The organism is Butyrivibrio sp. X503, assembly GCF_003625475.1.
In the GTDB taxonomy this organism is placed as follows: Bacteria; Bacillota; Clostridia; order Lachnospirales; family Lachnospiraceae; genus Butyrivibrio.
Map to the genome: position 1 here is coordinate 439,747 of NZ_RAIQ01000003.1, position 18,378 is coordinate 458,124.

Below are 18,378 nucleotides of genomic sequence, written 5' to 3' on the forward strand. Positions count from 1 at the left end.
GTTTCACCCCTTCGTTTATACACGCAATTATGAATTATAAAGAGTTATTATTTTGTTGTCAACAGATTTTTTCATAACACGTTCCCGCGAACCACGCATGGTTCGCAGGAACAATTAAATCTTATGAATTACTCTTCGTCATCGGATACCGAAAGTTCGTCATCGATCTCGATTTCTTCCTCGGCTACCGCTTCCTGCTCAACCTCTTTCTTTTTCTTCTTGAGAATGAGCTTCTCAGCATCTTCGAAGTTAGCGTCAGTATTAAGAGCTGTGTTTCTGTATCTCTTCATACCTGTTCCGGCAGGAATAAGCTTACCGATAATAACGTTCTCTTTAAGTCCGATAAGAGGATCAACCTTACCCTTGATAGCTGCATCAGTAAGAACCTTGGTTGTCTCCTGGAATGATGCTGCTGAAAGGAATGAGTTGGTTGCAAGTGCTGCCTTGGTGATACCAAGGATTACCTGCTTACCTTCCGCAGGTCTCTTCTCCTCAGAGATGAGTGCCTCGTTCTTATCCTCGAAATCAAGAACATCAACAAGTGTTCCGGGAAGGAAATCTGTATCTCCGCTCTCGTCGATTCTTACCTTCTTGAGCATCTGACGAACGATAACCTCGATGTGCTTATCGCAGATATCAACACCCTGTAAGCGGTAAACTCTCTGAACTTCTCTTAAGAGATAATCCTGTACTGCACGGATTCCCTTGATCTTAAGAAGATCGTGAGGGTTAACTGAACCTTCTGTAAGTTCATCACCTGCTTCAATGGTTGTTCCGTCCTGAACCTTGATACGTGATCCGTAAGGGATAAGATAAGCTTTTGACTCGCCTGTCTCATCGTTGGTTACGATAACTTCACGCTTTTTCTTTGTATCTCTGATCTCAACCTGACCGTCAAGCTCTGAGATAATCGCAAGTCCCTTAGGCTTTCTTGCCTCGAACAACTCCTCGACACGGGGAAGACCCTGTGTGATATCGCCACCGGCAACACCACCTGTGTGGAATGTTCTCATGGTAAGCTGTGTACCGGGCTCACCGATTGACTGAGCAGCGATGATACCAACTGCCTCGCCGACCTGAACTGCCTCACCTGTTGCCATGTTAGCGCCGTAGCACTTAGCACAGATTCCGTTGTGTGAACGGCAAGTAAGGATTGTACGGATCTTAACTGCATCAACAGGCTGTCCCTTAGCATTGACACCTATTGTAAGAATCTTCTCGGCTCTTGAAGGAGTGATCATGTGATTCTTCTTAACAAGAACGTTGCCGTCCTTATCTTTTATAGTCTCGCAGGAATATCTTCCTGTGATTCTGTCCTTAAGAGGCTCGATTGTCTCTTTTCCGTCCATGAATGCCTTAACGGTCATTCCGGGGATTACTTCCTTACCTTCGCAGCAATCGATGTCACGAATGATAAGCTCCTGAGATACGTCTACCATTCGACGTGTAAGGTATCCGGAATCGGCTGTACGAAGAGCCGTATCTGAAAGTCCCTTACGAGCACCGTGCGCTGACATGAAGTATTCCAAAACGTCAAGTCCTTCACGGAAGTTAGACTTGATAGGAAGCTCGATGGTACGACCTGTTGTATCGGCCATAAGTCCACGCATACCTGCAAGCTGCTTGATCTGCTGGTTACTACCACGGGCACCTGAGTCAGCCATCATGTAGATGTTGTTGTACTTATCAAGACCTGCGAGAAGCACTTCTGTGAGCTCTTTATCGGTCTCCATCCAAGTATCAACTACCGCACGATAACGCTCTTCGTCTGTGATGAGACCACGGCGATAGTTAGCAGCGATCTTATCAACAGTTGCCTGAGCTTCATCAAGCATCTGCTGCTTCTGAGGAGGCACTGTCATATCGGCGATGGAAACAGTCATAGCTGCTCTTGTTGAGTAGTGGTAACCTGTTGCCTTGATATTATCAAGAACCTCTGCAGTTGCGAATGTACCATGTGTATTGATCATAGCGGTAACGATCTGCTTAAGCTGTTTCTTACCAACCATGAAGTCAACTTCAAGCTTGAATGTATTCTCGGGATTGGTTCTGTCTACAAAGCCAAGATCCTGAGGAATGATCTCGTTGAAGAGGAATCTTCCGAGTGTTGATTCTGCAAATCCTGTAGAAACCTCACCTTCGGCGTTCTTCTTCTCTATTCTGATCTTAATTCTTGACTGAAGTGTAATGTAACCGTTCTCGTATGCAAGAATAGCCTCATCTACGCTCTTGAATACTTTTCCTTCGCCAAGGGCTCCGGGTCTTTCCTGTGTGAGGTAGTAAATACCAAGTACCATATCCTGTGTAGGAACGTTTACAGGGCCACCGTCAGAAGGCTTAAGAAGGTTGTTAGGTGAGAGCATAAGGAATCTGCACTCAGCCTGTGCCTCTACTGACAATGGAAGGTGTACAGCCATCTGGTCACCGTCGAAGTCGGCGTTGAAAGGTGTACATACAAGAGGATGAAGCTTAATAGCTTTACCTTCTACAAGGATAGGCTCAAATGCCTGAATACCAAGTCTGTGAAGTGTGGGAGCACGGTTAAGCATAACAGGGTGCTCTTTGATTACATCCTCGAGAACGTCCCAAACCTGCTCATCAAGTCTCTCAACGAGCTTCTTGGCGTTCTTTATGTTCTGTGAGATTCCTCTGGAAACAAGTTCTTTCATAACGAAAGGCTTGAAGAGCTCGATAGCCATTTCCTTAGGAAGTCCGCACTGATAAATCTTAAGTTCGGGTCCAACGACGATAACCGAACGTCCTGAATAGTCTACACGCTTACCGAGAAGGTTCTGACGGAAACGTCCCGACTTACCCTTAAGCATGTCAGAAAGTGACTTAAGTGCTCTGTTACCGGGTCCTGTTACAGGTCTTCCTCTTCTACCGTTATCGATAAGTGCATCAACAGCCTCCTGGAGCATTCTCTTCTCGTTACGAACGATGATGTCGGGAGCTCCGAGATCCATAAGTCTCTTAAGTCTGTTGTTTCTGTTAATGATTCTTCTGTAAAGATCGTTAAGGTCAGATGTAGCGAAACGTCCGCCATCAAGCTGAACCATAGGACGAAGATCCGGAGGAATAACCGGGATGCAGTCCATGATCATCCATGCAGGAAGGTTTCCTGACTCTCTGAATGCCTCTACAACCTCAAGTCTCTTGATAATTCTTGCTCTCTTCTGTCCGCTTGAAGTATCAAGACCCTCTTTTAACTCCTGGTACTCTTTCTCAAGATCGATATCGAGAAGGAGCTCTTTGATGGACTCAGCGCCCATACCTGCGCGGAACTTGCCGCCCCACTCTTCTCTCGCATCCTGATACTCCTTCTCGGAGAGAACCTGCTTGTACTCAAGTGTTGTCTCACCGGGATCAAGTACTATATAGGAAGCAAAATACAATACTTTTTCAAGAACACGGGGTGAAAGGTCAAGGATAAGTCCCATTCTGCTGGGAATTCCCTTGAAGTACCAGATATGTGATACGGGAGCTGCAAGCTCGATGTATCCCATTCTCTCACGACGTACGCTTGATTTGGTGATCTCTACGCCGCAACGGTCGCAGACAACACCCTTATATCTGATCTTTTTGTACTTACCGCAGTGACATTCCCAGTCCTTGGTAGGTCCAAAAATTCTTTCGCAGAACAAACCGTCTTTTTCAGGCTTTAATGTTCTGTAGTTGATTGTCTCAGGCTTAGTAACCTGTCCACTGAGTGGATCGTTATCTATTCTGTGTACCCAGCTTCTGATCTTCTCAGGAGAAGCAAGACCAATCTTGATGGAATCAAAAGTCATCGGCTGATAAGTCTGCTGCTGTGTTGATCTTCCGCTTGAAGCTTCATTTATTGCTTTATTCATAGTTGAATCAGACATTCGTAACCTCTTTTCTTTGCTTTATTAGTTACTGCAAATTACTCGTCATCGGATGCATCGCCAAAATCATCGAAATCTTCATCCGAATCGAAGCTTCCGGAATCCTCGACCTCTGATACGAGCTCGCCGCTCTCATCAAATCTCTGCTGAGTATATCCGTTTGCCTCAAATGATTCCTGGCCGTAGTCACGTCCCGAAGTATCGCCTTCGATCTCATAACGATAATCGGATTCTGTGTAATCTACACTCTCTTTGATCTCAACTTCTGTGTTGTCCTCACGGAGAACCTTGATATCAAGACCAAGTGACTGAAGTTCTTTCAAAAGAACCTTGAATGACTCAGGCACACCGGGTTCAGGGATGTTATCTCCCTTGATGATAGCCTCGTAAGTCTTAACACGTCCTACAACGTCATCAGACTTAACTGTAAGAATCTCCTGAAGTGTATATGCAGCACCATAAGCCTCGAGAGCCCAAACCTCCATCTCTCCGAAACGCTGTCCACCGAACTGTGCCTTACCGCCGAGAGGCTGCTGTGTAACAAGTGAGTAAGGGCCGGTTGAACGTGCGTGGATCTTATCGTCAACGAGGTGGTGGAGCTTGAGGTAATGCATGTGTCCGATAGTTGTGGGACTGTCAAACTTCTGTCCTGTTCTACCGTCACGGAGCTGTACCTTTCCGTCGGATCTGATCGGTACACCCTTCCAGAGCTCTCTGTGATCCCTGTTCTCATAGAGATAATCCATGATCTCGGGATTTACAAGATCCTTATATTTCTTTTCAAAATCTTCCCATGAGCTGTTAACGTAATCGTTAGCCATCTCAAGAGTATCCTGAATGTCTTTCTCGTTAGCACCGTCAAAAATAGGTGTTGCGATGTTAAATCCAAGTGCCTTGGCAGCAAGTGAAAGGTGAATCTCGAGGACCTGTCCGATATTCATACGGGAAGGAACGCCGAGGGGGTTAAGCACGATATCAAGAGGTCTGCCGTTAGGAAGATAAGGCATATCTTCTATAGGAAGTACTCTTGAAACGACACCCTTGTTACCGTGACGTCCGGCCATCTTATCACCTACAGAGATCTTTCTCTTCTGAGCGATGTAGATACGAACAGCCTGGTTAACACCGGGTGATAGCTCATCACCGTTTTCTCTAGTAAATACTTTGGCATCAACAACGATACCGTATTCTCCGTGAGGAACCTTAAGAGATGTATCTCTAACCTCTCTTGCCTTCTCACCGAAGATCGCGCGAAGGAGTCTCTCCTCAGCTGTAAGCTCTGTCTCTCCCTTAGGAGTAACCTTACCTACAAGGATGTCACCGGCACGAACCTCTGCGCCGATACGGATGATTCCGCGATCGTCGAGATCCTTGAGTGCGTCGTCGCCGACACCGGGAACGTCGCGTGTGATCTCTTCGGGTCCGAGCTTGGTCTCACGAGCCTCTGCCTCGTACTCTTCTATATGTACAGATGTAAATACATCATCACGAACAAGTCTTTCTGAAAGAAGAACAGCGTCCTCGTAGTTGTAACCTTCCCATGTCATGAAACCGATAAGAGGGTTCTTACCAAGACCGAGCTCTCCCTGTGAAGTTGAAGGACCGTCTGCGATAACCTGTCCTGCCTCAACGTGGTCGCCCTTGAATACGATGGGTCTCTGGTTGTAGCAGTTACTCTGGTTGGATCTCTGGAACTTAATGAGGTGGAACTCTTCCTTCTCACCGTCATCGTATGTCATCTGGATAAGCTTGCTGTCAACAAAGTCAACAGTTCCGGCTTTTCTTGCGACAACGCAGACACCTGAGTCAACGGCTGCCTTGCGCTCCATACCTGTTCCTACTGCAGGAGCTTCTGTTGTAAGAAGCGGCACTGCCTGACGCTGCATGTTTGATCCCATGAGGGCACGGTTAGCATCGTCGTTCTCAAGGAAAGGAATAAGTGCTGTAGCAACTGAGAATACCATTCTGGGAGACACGTCCATATACTCAAATGCTGTCTTGGGATATGCGGATGTCTCTTCTCTGTAACGGCCGGATACTGTATTTCTCTTGAAGAAACCGTTCTCATCAAGAGGAGTATTAGCCTGAGCTACATGGTAATTATCTTCTTCGTCGGCTGTAAGATACTCAACCTCGTCAGTTACTCTGGGATTCTCAGGGTCTGACTGGTCAACCTTACGATAAGGTGCCTCAACGAAACCATAGTCGTTTACTCTTGCATAGCTTGCGAGTGAGTTGATAAGACCGATGTTAGGTCCTTCAGGTGTCTCGATAGGACACATACGACCATAGTGTGTATAGTGAACGTCTCGAACCTCGAATCCGGCTCTGTCTCTTGAAAGACCACCGGGACCAAGTGCTGAAAGACGTCTCTTGTGAGTGAGCTCACCGAGAGGGTTGTTCTGATCCATGAACTGTGAAAGCTGTGATGAACCGAAGAACTCCTTAACAGCAGCCTGTACAGGCTTGATGTTGATAAGGATCTGAGGTGATACTTCCTCAGTATCATGAGTTGTCATTCTCTCACGAACCACTCTCTCAAGTCTTGAAAGTCCGATACGGTACTGATTCTGAAGAAGCTCGCCTACGCAACGGATACGTCTGTTTCCGAGGTGGTCGATATCATCATCGTTACCGATGCCGTATTCAAGATGAATATTATAGTTAATAGAAGCAATGATATCTTCTCTTGTAATGTGCTTGGGAATAAGATCATGTACGCGCTTCTTGATGGTTTCAGCAAGTCCTTCGGGGTCGTTCTTGGCTGTGTACTCATCAAGGATCTCTTTAAGTACGGGATAGTAAACATCCTCGTTGATTCCAAGCTCGGCAGGATCACAGTCAATGAAGTGTGTGATGTCTACCATCATATTGGAAAGAACCTTAACGTTGCGCTCTTCCTCCTGAAGGAATACGTAAGGAATAGCACAGTTCTGGATCTCTGTAGCAAGAGCACGGTCTACCTTGGTTCCTGCTGAAGCGATCATCTCACCTGTGAACTCATCAACTACATCCTCAGCGAGAACGTGTCCGTTGATACGGTTCTTGAAGTGAAGCTTCTTATTGAACTTATATCTACCAACCTTGGCAAGATCATATCTTCTTGCATCAAAGAACATAGCGTTGATAAGGCTCTCTGCACTCTCAACAGAAAGAGGCTCACCGGGACGTATTTTTCTGTACAGCTCAAGAAGACCACTCTGATAATCTGTAGAAGGGTCTTTTGAAAAACTGCCCTGAATCTTAGGCTCGTCGCCGAAGAGTTCAAGAATCTCTTCATTTGTTCCGATTCCGAGCGCTCTAATAAGAACAGTAACGGGAACCTTTCTCGTTCTGTCTACTCTTGCATAGAATACGTCATTGGAATCGGTCTCGTACTCAAGCCATGCACCTCTGTTAGGGATAACGGTACATGCAATAAGCTCCTTACCGATCTTATCGTATGTAATATCGTAATAGATACCGGGTGAACGTACCAACTGGCTGACGATAACACGCTCAGCTCCGTTGATTACAAAGGTACCTGTTGCAGTCATGAGAGGGAGGTCACCCATAAAAATCTCATGCTCGGTAAACTCGTTCTTCTCCTTATTATGAAGACGAACCTTTACCTTTAAAGGTGCAGCAAATGTTGCATCTCTCTCCTTGCACTTCTCAATCGTATTCTTATTCTTGTCGATCTCATCCTCGCAAAGCTTGAAATCAACAAATTCCAGACTGAGTTTGCCACTGTAGTCCTCAATAGGAGAGATATCGTCAAAGACTTCCTTCAAGCCTTCGTCAAGAAACCACTGATATGAATTCTTCTGAACTTCAATCAGGTTCGGCATCTCCAGGACTTCCTTCTGGCGCTGGAAGCTCATTCGTATGTTCTTACCAGAGCCGGTAGGATGTAATCTGTTTTTTTCCATTGACATTCACCCCGTTCTTTTAGTATTGATATATATTGCAGAGTCTGTTCCGGCACTTTAAAAAAGCGCGCAAAAAGACCCATTACACCACAATAGTGCATTTTCCATTGTACTTCTAGTTTTTTTTGATGTCAAGGACTTTTTTCAAGGAAGTATGAGTGCCCTGTAAAAGTGATATACGGATTGCTTCGTGCTTCGCACTCTCGCAATCCTACGTATATTCGGAATCCGCACTATCGTGCTACTTCCTCATATACGTTTTGCTTAAAAATAAAAGGTCTATCACATGTAAACATGTGATAGACCTTTTGCTTTTAAGCTTATATCACTTACTTGAGAGTAACCTTAGCGCCCTCAGCCTCAACCTTAGCCTTGATGTCCTCAGCCTCAGCCTTAGCTGCGTTCTCCTTGATCATCTTAGGAGCTCCGTCTACGAGATCCTTTGCTTCCTTAAGTCCAAGACCTGTGATCTCACGAACAACCTTGATAACCTTAACCTTGTTAGGTCCAACCTCTGTAAGCTCAACGTTGAACTCAGACTTCTCTTCTCCGCCTGCACCTGCGCCAGCACCAGCTGCTGCAACTACAACGCCTGCTGCTGCAGATACGCCGAACTCTTCCTCACAAGCCTTTACAAGCTCGTTTAACTCAAGAACTGTTAACTCTTTGATAGCATCAATGATTTCTGCTGTAGATAACTTTGCCATTTTATATACCTCCGTATAATAATCAATAAATTAGTTTTGTTTAAATTAGTTCATGAAGCAATGCTCAGATCACTCTGCTGCAGGTGCTTCAGCTGTCTCAGCTGCGGGAGCCTCTGCTGTCTCAACAGGTGCTGCCTCTTCTGCTGCGGGAGCTGCTTCCTCAGTTGCAGGTGCTGCTTCCTCTGCGGGAGCTGCCTCACCGGCACCGCCCTTCTCTGCGATCTGATTGATAACACGAGCGAAGTTTGCGATAGGTGACTGCATAGAGCCAAGCAACTTGGAAAGAAGAACTTCCTTTGAAGGAATAGAAGCGATCTCGCTCATTCCCTGTGCGTCATAGAACTTTCCTTCTATAACACCACCCTTAATCTCAAGGGCCTTCGCTGTCTTAGCGAAGTTGTAAAGAACACGAGCGGGTGCTGCAGGATCGTTAGTAGATACAGCCATAGCGCTGGGTCCGTTAAGGAGATCCTTAAGCTGCTCGAAATCTGTTCCCTTGAATGCGAAGTTCATCATCGTATTCTTGTAAACCTTATATGTAACGCCTTCTTCACGAAGTTTCTTACGAAGCTCAGTATCCTGTGCAACAGTAAGTCCGCGGTGATCTACAAGTACGAGCGCCTGTGCGTCTTTAATCTTCTCTGAAATCTCATCAACTACAGGCTTTTTAAGTTCAACCTTTGCCATTCTTTTTACCTCCTTATAGAATTAACCGCCGAAAAAAAACCTCTCGAAGACATCGAGAGGCTAAAAGTCTAATCATAACTTTTCCTCGGCAGGCGCTTTCACTTTACGTTCCTCTCGGAACACCTGCTGTCTTCGGCACGGTTTCCGTGTTTTCACGGACAACCTTAGATAATTTATCATATTAGATATATGTTGTCAAGGACTAATATATCCTTTTTCGTCAATATTTACTCCGGGTGATATACTCCTCATCCATCCAAGGATCCTGCTGCGCTCTTCACCTTCCGCTTCATTTACTGTGCAGCCGCTCTGGATTGCAGGAACAAAACGAAGGTTTACGGCTCCGTTCTTGTGAAGCGTTGTTACGACCATTCCCGTATCCAGGGTCTTTGAATTAAATATGAAATTGCCAAGACTGTAAACAACAGGAACATTTCCTACATATTCAATCTTCTGAAGCACATGAGGATGTGCGCCGATTATCAGATTCGCTCCGGCATCCGCGATCTCTTTTGCCTGATCTCTCTGAAGATAGTCAACTTCTGTCGTACTCTCGGTTCCCCAGTGGACAAAGACTATAACGTAAGCATTCTTCTCGCGGGCTTCCCTGATCTTATCAAGAAGAAGTTCATCGTTGAAGCATCTGAAAACTCCGGGAGAATCCTCCGTCGCTCCTCTTGTATCGGGATGGTCAAGCCTTTCTATCTGAGTCGCGCAGATAAAAGCGACCTTCATTCCGCTCTCCGTTACATAGTAAACAGGATGAGACGCTTCTTCTATATTATTGCCCGCTCCGGCATAAACTATTCCCTGATCGCTTATATGGGAAAAAGAATCTACGAGGGCCGCTTCTCCATAGTCATATGCGTGGTTGTTGGCTAGCGAGACAATGTCAGCGCCCATAGTCGTAAGTATACCTGCAGTCTCGGGACGCGCTCTGAAAGTATAAGTCTTTCCCTCTGTGGGTGTTCCTCTGTTGGAATATGGGAACTCGTTGTTGATCATCATGATGTCAACGCCGCGCATCTTTTCCAGAAGGTTGCTTCCGACTATACCTTCCGCAGTGTCGCCGTTTCTTTTGAACTTATCGCCTACCGCATAATTCTCATCAAACAAAATATCACCCGCAAAGCCGATGGTCACAGCCTCATCATCGTACGTAGCGATCTTATGCGTATATGCTTTATCCTCTTCCGGGATCTCCAGTGCTTTCTTGGCAGACTCCTCATCCGTTACCGCTGCGTTCATAGCGTAACCCGCCTCGGGTATATCCTCCCAGGCACCTGCAAGAAATCCGTGATCCGATGAGTGGTTGTTCTTTATACTCTTAATTATGAAAAGAGCCGAAATTCCCACCACAAGCACTATTGCAAGTGTTATAAGGAAAAGCTTTATGGTGGCGGAATCATTTCCGTTATGTCTGTTATCATCATAGTATCTGCTCATATCGTGGTTATTATACCATATTTTGTGGTTTTGTCTGTTACAACCACTAAAAAAGGAAACGCATTACTGCGTTTCCTTTAAAAATCTTTTATGCAAGTAATCAATACTTGTTAGCTACAACCTTTACGCCGGGGCCCATTGTTGTTGCAAGAGTGATGCTCTTGAGGTACTGACCCTTAACTGATGAAGGCTTAGCCTTTGTGATAGCATCCATAAGAGCGTTGAAGTTCTGCTCAAGCTGCTCCTCTGTGAAAGATGCCTTTCCAACAGGAACGTGGATGATATTAGCCTTATCAAGTCTGTACTCGATCTTACCAGCCTTGATATCGTTAACAGCCTTAGTTACGTCCATAGTAACTGTGCCAGCCTTAGGGTTGGGCATAAGTCCCTTAGGTCCGAGAACCTTACCGAGACGTCCAACTACACCCATCATGTCAGGTGTTGCTACTACAACGTCGAAATCAAGCCATCCTTCGTTCTGGATCTTAGGAATAAGCTCCTCGCCACCAACATAATCTGCGCCGGCAGCCTGTGCCTCATCAAGCTTTGTACCCTTAGCGAATACAAGAACCTTAACTGTCTTACCTGTTCCGTTAGGAAGAACAACAGCGCCTCTGATCTGCTGATCAGCGTGACGGCTGTCACAACCTGTTCTGATGTGAAGCTCTACAGTCTCGTCAAACTTTGCAGTAGCAGACTTCTTAACAAGAGCTATTGCATCAGCGGCTTCATACTGCTGAGTCTTATCAATAAGCTTAGCAGCTTCTAAGTATTTCTTTCCGTGTTTCATCTCTCATCCTCCATCAGTCTTCTACTACGATTCCCATGCTACGTGCTGTACCAGCGATCATGCTCATAGCACCCTCGATGTCAACAGCATTAAGGTCAGGCATCTTTGTCTCTGCAATCTTTCTAACATCTTCCTTAGAAACGGTTGCAACCTTAGTCTTGTTAGGAACTCCTGAACCCTTCTGAATCTTAGCTGCCTTCTTAAGAAGAACTGCAGCAGGTGGAGTCTTTGTGATGAATGTGAAACTTCTGTCTGCATAAACTGTGATAACAACAGGGATGATAACGTCACCCTTATCTGCTGTCTGTGCGTTGAACTGCTTTGTGAATTCAACGATGTTTACACCGTGCTGACCAAGTGCGGGTCCAACCGGTGGTGCTGGTGTTGCTTTACCAGCCTGGATCTGTAACTTAATATATCCTTCGACTTTCTTTGCCATTATGGCACCTCCTGAAAATATGTGGTCGGCGCATTATTCCCGGGGAACAATGCTCCCACTCCAGCGGTTACATGCCCGTATGAACGAGCAATATATATTCAAGCATAATAATGCCTAAATATCAAATAAAAATCTCAAAAATGATCAGCGGTCGATCTTTCTGACCTCAGCGAAGCTGATCTCAACCGGTGTCTCACGTCCAAAGAGATCTACATTGATGGTAGCGGTCTGCTTACCAAAATCCATTCTCTGAACAACTCCGGCAGTATCTTTCCAAACACCTGCCACTACTGCGATCTCATCGCCAACACCGAAATCAACAGAAACTGTATCTGTCTTGATTCCAAGAGGCTTGATCTCTGCATCTGTAAGCGGAACGGGCTTGCTTCCGGGTCCTACGAAACCTGTAACGCCACGTGTGTTACGAACAACGTACCAAGTCTCATCATTCATATCCATGTTGACAAGAACGTATCCGGGGAACATCTTCCTCTGAACATTCTTGCGAACGCCGTTCTTAACCTCAACTACATCCTGAAGAGGGATCCTTACTTCAAAGATCTGATCCTCAAGGTGTCTGTTGATGATAGCGCTCTCAAGGTTGTCCTTAACCTTCTTCTCATAGCCTGAATATGTATGAACAACGTACCAATGAGCATTCTCGTTTGTATCAGTACTCTGTGTATCAGCCGTTACTTCGCTCTCAGTGTTCTCAGCGTTAACGACCTCATCTGATAATACCTCATCAGATTCAAAAGACTTTTCCATTTCTTCTGACATATTATCTCCTTATTATTTAGAATATAGATGTGAGAAAATTCATTCCATATCCAAACGCATAGTCCAATACAGCTATCAACGCGCAGCAAATAACAGAAACAACAATAACTGCTGTTGTCTGTTTGATCATATCATTCTGGCTAGGCCAAATGATCTTGCCAAACTCAGCCATTACTCCTGAAAAGAAAGAACCCAATCCGGCAAAAAATCCCTTGCCTGAATTCTTCTTAGAAGATGTGGACTTGTTTTCTACTACCTTGGTCTCTTCCATACCCGTAGTCTCCCTCCTAAAAGGATGAAATTACTTTGTTTCTTTATGTAAAGTGTGCTTCTTGCAGAAAGGGCAATACTTCTTCATCTCAACACGATCAGGATGTGTCTTCTTATCCTTGGTTGTGTCATAGTTACGGTTCTTGCATTCTGTGCAAGCAAGTGTAATTCTTGTACGCATTATCTCACCTCCGGCGTGTACTCTTCTAAATCGCCACTATAATTTTTTGCATAAAAAAAAGACGTAAATCTCATGTCGCTTGTCTAATATATCATACTGTTTTATCTTCGTCAACGGAAATTTGCGTCTTTTTCCCAAATATCCAAACAACTTACAGATTCCGCGCAGGTACCTTAATCAAGCACCTTTCTGAATGCGGGAATTACCTGCGCCGCCACAACGGCTTTTAACAGATCAAGTGGGATAAAAGGAACGAATCCCATAAGCAATCCCGTTTTAAGATCGTAGCTCATAGAATGCATAAGCCACAGCATACCTACTATATCAATTATAAGCACTCCTATTATGCCGCAAACGCTGTACCAAATTCTGTTGTATTTTTTTCCTCTTATAATAGGAAGAACCAGGAACACGATCAGAAATGCCCAGGTATATGCGCCATAAGGTGCAACAAGATATCCGACTCCCGCGCCGCCTCCGATAAACACCGGAAGTCCGACAGTCCCCAGAAGGAACCAAACTATTCCTATAAGAAAGGATTCATATCCGGGGAAAAGAAGCGCTATCAGAAACACCACAAAATTCATCATTGTGATCTTGGGCGCCATCGGAAGCATTGTGGGTATGCTCAAATACGCAGATATACACAAAAGCGCAGCAAACAGTGCGCAAATAACAAGTCTTTTGGTCTTCATGTTTCCACCTCCAAAAGACATAGTAATTGAACAAAAGCTAATTGTCAACCTATATATATTAATGGTTGACAATTTCTTTTTACAGATCAGCAATTCTTCCTATTATCTCAGCTGCAAGCTTGTTCTTGGACACCGCGGCTTTGCCGGGTTCAAACAGGCTTGTCGCGATATCTTTTATCTCGTCGGGAAAAGAGCTTATGTCAGAATCAAAGTTAATGCCGATGCCGACAACTATCCACTGAACAAGTCCCGTTTCAAACTCGCTTCCTGCTTCAGTTAGGATTCCGCAGACTTTCTTATCTCCTATATAAAGGTCGTTCACAGGCTTAAGAGTGGGACAAACTCCCGTCAGATCCTCTATTGCCTCACAGACGCTGTTTCCGACCGCCATCGTAACAGCGTCGGGCTTAAGCTCTCCGATATCCATATATTCGGGTCTCAATAATATGCTCATGTACAGACCGCCCTTTGGAGAAAAGAAGCTGTGGTCACTTCTTCCATGCCCATCCGTCTGCACGTTCGCTATGATAACGGAGCCGTGGTCGCCTCCTGCGATAGCAAGCTCTTTTGCCAAGCGGTTCGTAGAACCGACCGTGTCGTAGACGCAAATAAGCTCCTCGTCCTTGTAAGCCTTTTGGTACTCGTGCGGGAGAAAAGAGATTATGCCTGCTGCCGACAGAATATCGCTGGACTCCCCCAGCATATAGCCCTTGTTGCTCACAGCCTCGATCTCGTAGCCGCTTTTTCGAAGCTCATTTACCGCTTTCCAGACCGCAGTCCTCGAAAGCTCAAGCGACTCCGCAACGGCTTCGCCCGAGATATACTTTCCTTTATTCGATTCAAGAAATTCAAGCACCTTTTCTTTTGAAGTCATTACTACTCCTCCGGCTTATACTCATCTCCGTAGTTGTAAATCTCATCAGTAAGCCCAATCTTTTTGCGGGCATCTGTCTTCATTTTTTCGGCTTCTTCGTAAGTGGTGACATTATATCCCGCATCCTTGTAGGCTTTACGCACGATATCATAAGGATTGTCAGCGGAAGCAGGGTCATCCTCGATATCATTGTCATCCTTATCAACAATATAGAAATAGTAATAATTGTATTTCTTTTCTAATTCTTTATCATAACCTTCGTAATTTTCAAAACGTATACTCTCTTCTATAACCTGAAGATTTTCATCAAGCCCCGGGAAATCCTCAATTACGCCACCACAGTTTTGGCCGTTATACTCTTCATGTGTTCTATACCAAAAATGATAAACGCCGTCGGCATCAATATAACCCGTCCTTCCGCCGTGCGATGTCGCTCCCGATGAGCCGAAGGATGATATCTTGCCGCTATAAAAAACATTAGTCTCACTCCTGCTCCAGGAATCGCAGCAAAAACATATCTTTAGCTTACCGTTTATATTTGTCACAACAAATTCGGGAGTAAATTCCGAATCATACTCAAGGCATACATCCAATTCAAGCTTCCCGTCAAGGCCGCAATCCACATAATATTCTTTGTATTTATTAAAATTCCAGCGCTCGCCGTATTGTCCCGGAGAAGTAACCCCTGCGATAATTTCGTCGATCGTATATGCTTTCCCGTCTGTCAAAAACTCGGAAAACTCAATGTACTGGCTTATATCTCCGTCCGCCGAGAACACCGCCTTTTCTTTTCCCTGCAAAAATGAATCGTATAATTTTTGCGACTGTTCATCAACATCCGCTTCCCATCTTTCCTTTGCAGATACATAATTCGAATATATTTCATACTGTTGATAGTACGGGATCTCACCCACAGCTTCTGCCGTGAGCTCTTTGTCCGCTTCGCTAAAAGGAGTATAAAAAGCATCATCCGAAAGATCCTTGGAAAGATATTCGGTCAAACCAAGGTCACCTTTAAGCCCCGGCAAAGAAGCCGTCCACTCAATTCCGGTGCTGTCTTTAAATGTCTTTTCAAACTCTTCTTTGGTGATCTCTTTTTCAAAGCTGTCGGAATAATAATATGGTTTTTCCTCTGCCCCCATTCCGCAGCCTATAATCTGCTTGGCTTCACCGTTTTCAAATTTATACAGAACCGTATCCTCGCTAAATGCAGGTCCGGTAATGAAATAATTTGTATCCTTGATCTGCCTTAGCATGATAGATCCCGATGTATGATATCCGCAGTAAACATCTGTGGTCTTAACGGTATTCGATGATCCGTCATACGCATAGATCTCTTTGGTTCCTTTTGAATCAGCATCCAAAAAGAGCTCGGGAACGCCATCGTTATCAAGGTCAAAAAGAGAAAACTGCCCGCCACCGTCAAGTTCTTTTAAAAATGCTCTGTAGCACTCTTTCCAATCCTCATCGGAAATCGAGGCTCCATCATTGCCACTGTCTGATTTCTCCAAAGAGCTTTCATCCGAAGCTGTATCTTCCGATGCCGCCTCCGCCGAAGAATCATTTGATGCTTCCTGCGACACTTGTGCTTCGCTTACATTCTCCGCACCATCAGTTTCGCCGCATGCCGACAAAAGCATCACTGCAGCACCGGCAATTCCGATAAAAATACTTTTCTTCATTTGTTATTACCTTTCCTTTATAAGTTGTTTTATCCTCGCAGACAGAGGAGCTTTATATGATCGGCGCGCCTGATCATTCCAGGAGGACGCCGCCATTTACATAAGTAATACTATACACTTTCCTGCTTTCGAAATCTGCCCCCTCTTTTAATAAAGGAGTAAAAAGATCCTTCGAAAGCATCTCATCATCTTCTATATATAAATACGAAGCATGGCTTTCCGCGATCTTCCTCGCCATCGCCTCGGCGCTGTCTTCCTCAGCGATAAAGCCGTCATAGACAAGCGCAACGGGAGATGCCTTGCCGCTTATATAAGCGTTGTGAACCCAGTGATAGGTGTGACCGTCGCGCATAACGAGAACTCTTTTGCCCCAGAGCTCTTTATTCGCAAAAACAGTCTCCGCAAGCGCCTTGCCGTCTTCTCCGACCATCTCGTCAACGTAGGCCGCATTCTCTTCCATCGCCTGCTTATGATCAAAAAGATATCCGAAAAAGCCGACGTAATTGGCTGTAAGGAAAACAAAAATCGCAAACGCGGATGTAGCAAGGCAGGTACGGATTGCAGAAAATCTGCTGCCGGAATCAGAATCCGAACTTGCTGATGCAGATTGTCCCGCGCGGTTCGCTCCCGCTTTTCCTTCATAGTACATGCACATCAGCAGATACACTCCGCCCAGCGCGAACGGACATCCGTAGCGCGAAATCGAAATCGACATTGCAAACGCATCCAGATACTGATCTTCCGTCATAAATATCGAAATATGCGCAAGGAAGATGATCCCATAGGTCAAAAGAGCCGTCACAGCCATGAAGATTGCTAGCTTCACCGCCTCTTTTTTCTTGATGATCTTAGTCGTGCCCAAAACAACTATCGCCGCAAATATCAATATGACAACGACACCTGTTGAAATATCCAAAGACAGATTGCTGTCGGCATGGATAGGCATCGTCCAAAAGCCCTGCGTAAAGAACTTCGCCTTATCAAGCGCGTTCGCGGGCGCTTCATACGTTCCCGACGTAGCCATCTTTATCCCTGCGCCCGTGAGCTTGGCGACACGTCTGTTTAGCAGGCAGAACAAAAGCCAGCTTCCGTAAACCGCTCCGCTTCCGAGAACGGTAAGAACTATGCCCCTGATGCCGCTCTTTCTTTTCATAATAAAGTAAAATACCAGTGCAAAGATCGCCCACTCTATTCCTACGGACTTGGTCAAAAGAAGCATCGAAGTCATAAGGAATATCCTGACGTAGTAAAACGGACCGCTAACATCGCCTTCAAGAATCATATACAGCAGTGCGCCGTAAACTATCGCCATCGTCACATCCGCAGGCGTTCCGTAGTAGATGATCCCGCTGAACACGCCGGGAAAAAGAACTATCGCAAGAAACGTGATCACGCAAAAAGCATAGCGTACAACCCGCTGCGCAATCATCTTATTGATCCCTCTCTTCACCGCCCCGTACAACGGAAGCAGGAAAATCAGATTCATCGTGAAATATCCAAAGAACTGAATGCTCTCATCGTACTCACCCGGCGAGATCTGAAGGAAAAGCCACTTTATCAGAGAGCCCGCGGGCGGATAATCGCCAAACTCAGGTGAAACATTGCCGTATTTTCCGGGGAATCCTCCCAGATAAAAGAGCTGCTTGGCATCCGAAGACCAGAAATTGATGTCATCCCACCAATTAAAGACCATATCACCGGTAAGAAGTCTTACAGCAAAAAGAAACAGCGCAAAAGCAGCAAGCTCTGCCCCTGGGATCATAGAAAAGAACTCTTTTAGCTTGTTCTTTGCCACGTCCCTTCTGCCTACTCCTTTAGAAGCCAAAACACAGGTCTTAAGATAGAAGCAAATGCCCAAAGCCGCTATAAACAGCACGGAAAGTACACCTATAAGCCGCATTCCCCTAAAAAACGCCAGCACATAGAGCACCAGCATCGTAATAACAAGCGACAAAGGCAAAGTATTATAAAAAGAATCTTTATATTTATATGAAAACGTGGCCGAAAGCAAAAGCATCGCCACAACAGTGATCGCAAATATCATAGT

The 18,378-nt window shown here is 45.3% G+C and carries 14 protein-coding genes and 1 other annotated feature; all 14 genes read right to left on the reverse strand.

All coding sequences use genetic code 11. From position 1 onward, the window contains the following. Positions 1-128: 128 nt before the first annotated feature. The 14 genes from rpoC to D6853_RS07575 all read right to left on the reverse strand — a co-directional run bounded on the left by rpoC (position 129) and on the right by D6853_RS07575 (position 18,375). A complete protein-coding gene (rpoC, locus tag D6853_RS07510) occupies positions 129-3,854 on the reverse strand; it encodes a DNA-directed RNA polymerase subunit beta' (RefSeq protein WP_120657450.1) in 3,726 nt (1,241 codons plus the stop codon). Between the two features lie 53 nt (positions 3,855-3,907). Then, complete coding sequence (rpoB, locus tag D6853_RS07515) at positions 3,908-7,780, reverse strand: DNA-directed RNA polymerase subunit beta (RefSeq protein WP_120657383.1); 3,873 nt, start codon at positions 7,778-7,780, stop codon at positions 3,908-3,910. A gap of 329 nt (positions 7,781-8,109) precedes the next feature. Then, positions 8,110-8,487, reverse strand: coding sequence for a 50S ribosomal protein L7/L12 (gene rplL, locus D6853_RS07520; RefSeq protein WP_120657384.1), 378 nt, complete (start codon positions 8,485-8,487; stop codon positions 8,110-8,112). 69 nt (positions 8,488-8,556) lie between these two features. Continuing rightward, the gene (gene rplJ / locus D6853_RS07525) at positions 8,557-9,174 is read right to left on the reverse strand and encodes a 50S ribosomal protein L10 (RefSeq protein ID WP_120657385.1); all 618 of its coding nucleotides are present in this window, start codon (positions 9,172-9,174) and stop codon (positions 8,557-8,559) included. A 24-nt stretch (positions 9,175-9,198) separates the two neighbouring features. Continuing rightward, positions 9,199-9,328 (reverse strand) — a sequence feature (ribosomal protein L10 leader region). A 41-nt stretch (positions 9,329-9,369) separates the two neighbouring features. After that, the gene (locus tag D6853_RS07530) at positions 9,370-10,620 is read right to left on the reverse strand and encodes a CapA family protein (protein WP_120657386.1); all 1,251 of its coding nucleotides are present in this window, start codon (positions 10,618-10,620) and stop codon (positions 9,370-9,372) included. A gap of 100 nt (positions 10,621-10,720) precedes the next feature. Then, the gene (gene rplA, locus D6853_RS07535) at positions 10,721-11,410 is read right to left on the reverse strand and encodes a 50S ribosomal protein L1 (RefSeq protein ID WP_120657387.1); all 690 of its coding nucleotides are present in this window, start codon (positions 11,408-11,410) and stop codon (positions 10,721-10,723) included. 13 nt (positions 11,411-11,423) lie between these two features. Next, complete coding sequence (rplK, locus tag D6853_RS07540) at positions 11,424-11,849, reverse strand: 50S ribosomal protein L11 (protein WP_022765113.1); 426 nt, start codon at positions 11,847-11,849, stop codon at positions 11,424-11,426. A gap of 144 nt (positions 11,850-11,993) precedes the next feature. Further along, positions 11,994-12,629, reverse strand: a complete 636-nt coding sequence (nusG, locus tag D6853_RS07545) for a transcription termination/antitermination protein NusG (RefSeq protein WP_120657388.1) — start codon at positions 12,627-12,629, stop codon at positions 11,994-11,996. A 16-nt stretch (positions 12,630-12,645) separates the two neighbouring features. Next, positions 12,646-12,900 (reverse strand): preprotein translocase subunit SecE, encoded by a 255-nt coding sequence (secE, locus tag D6853_RS07550; protein ID WP_120657389.1) that lies wholly within the window; start codon positions 12,898-12,900, stop codon positions 12,646-12,648. A gap of 30 nt (positions 12,901-12,930) precedes the next feature. Next, the gene (gene rpmG, locus D6853_RS07555) at positions 12,931-13,080 is read right to left on the reverse strand and encodes a 50S ribosomal protein L33 (protein ID WP_120657390.1); all 150 of its coding nucleotides are present in this window, start codon (positions 13,078-13,080) and stop codon (positions 12,931-12,933) included. Between the two features lie 173 nt (positions 13,081-13,253). Continuing rightward, positions 13,254-13,775 carry a biotin transporter BioY gene (locus D6853_RS07560; RefSeq protein ID WP_243108314.1) on the reverse strand — a complete coding sequence of 174 codons (522 nt, stop codon included), beginning with the start codon at positions 13,773-13,775 and terminating at the stop codon, positions 13,254-13,256. Between the two features lie 79 nt (positions 13,776-13,854). Then, on the reverse strand, positions 13,855-14,649 hold the full coding sequence (locus D6853_RS07565) for a biotin--[acetyl-CoA-carboxylase] ligase (RefSeq protein ID WP_120657392.1): 795 nt from the start codon (positions 14,647-14,649) through the stop codon (positions 13,855-13,857). 2 nt (positions 14,650-14,651) lie between these two features. Further along, positions 14,652-16,331, reverse strand: coding sequence for a hypothetical protein (locus D6853_RS07570; RefSeq protein ID WP_120657393.1), 1,680 nt, complete (start codon positions 16,329-16,331; stop codon positions 14,652-14,654). 73 nt (positions 16,332-16,404) lie between these two features. Next, entirely contained in the window at positions 16,405-18,375 is a 1,971-nt protein-coding gene (locus D6853_RS07575; RefSeq protein ID WP_120657394.1) for a hypothetical protein, read from the reverse strand. Positions 18,376-18,378: the final 3 nt, after the last annotated feature.

Bases quoted from the DNA above. Each gene is read 5' to 3' on its own strand.
- rplJ (WP_120657385.1), bottom strand. From the start codon at position 9,174: ATGGCAAAGGTTGAACTTAAAAAGCCTGTAGTTGATGAGATTTCAGAG.
- rplA (WP_120657387.1), bottom strand. From the start codon at position 11,410: ATGAAACACGGAAAGAAATACTTAGAAGCTGCTAAGCTTATTGATAAG.
- D6853_RS07565 (WP_120657392.1), bottom strand. From the start codon at position 14,649: ATGACTTCAAAAGAAAAGGTGCTTGAATTTCTTGAATCGAATAAAGGA.
- D6853_RS07575 (WP_120657394.1), bottom strand. From the start codon at position 18,375: ATGATATTTGCGATCACTGTTGTGGCGATGCTTTTGCTTTCGGCCACG.
- rplL (WP_120657384.1), bottom strand. From the start codon at position 8,487: ATGGCAAAGTTATCTACAGCAGAAATCATTGATGCTATCAAAGAGTTA.
- D6853_RS07560 (WP_243108314.1), bottom strand. From the start codon at position 13,775: ATGAAGACCAAAAGACTTGTTATTTGCGCACTGTTTGCTGCGCTTTTG.
- D6853_RS07570 (WP_120657393.1), bottom strand. From the start codon at position 16,331: ATGAAGAAAAGTATTTTTATCGGAATTGCCGGTGCTGCAGTGATGCTT.
- rpoB (WP_120657383.1), bottom strand. From the start codon at position 7,780: ATGGAAAAAAACAGATTACATCCTACCGGCTCTGGTAAGAACATACGA.
- rpoC (WP_120657450.1), bottom strand. From the start codon at position 3,854: ATGAATAAAGCAATAAATGAAGCTTCAAGCGGAAGATCAACACAGCAG.
- D6853_RS07530 (WP_120657386.1), bottom strand. From the start codon at position 10,620: ATGAGCAGATACTATGATGATAACAGACATAACGGAAATGATTCCGCC.
- secE (WP_120657389.1), bottom strand. From the start codon at position 12,900: ATGGAAGAGACCAAGGTAGTAGAAAACAAGTCCACATCTTCTAAGAAG.
- rpmG (WP_120657390.1), bottom strand. From the start codon at position 13,080: ATGCGTACAAGAATTACACTTGCTTGCACAGAATGCAAGAACCGTAAC.
- nusG (WP_120657388.1), bottom strand. From the start codon at position 12,629: ATGTCAGAAGAAATGGAAAAGTCTTTTGAATCTGATGAGGTATTATCA.
- rplK (WP_022765113.1), bottom strand. From the start codon at position 11,849: ATGGCAAAGAAAGTCGAAGGATATATTAAGTTACAGATCCAGGCTGGT.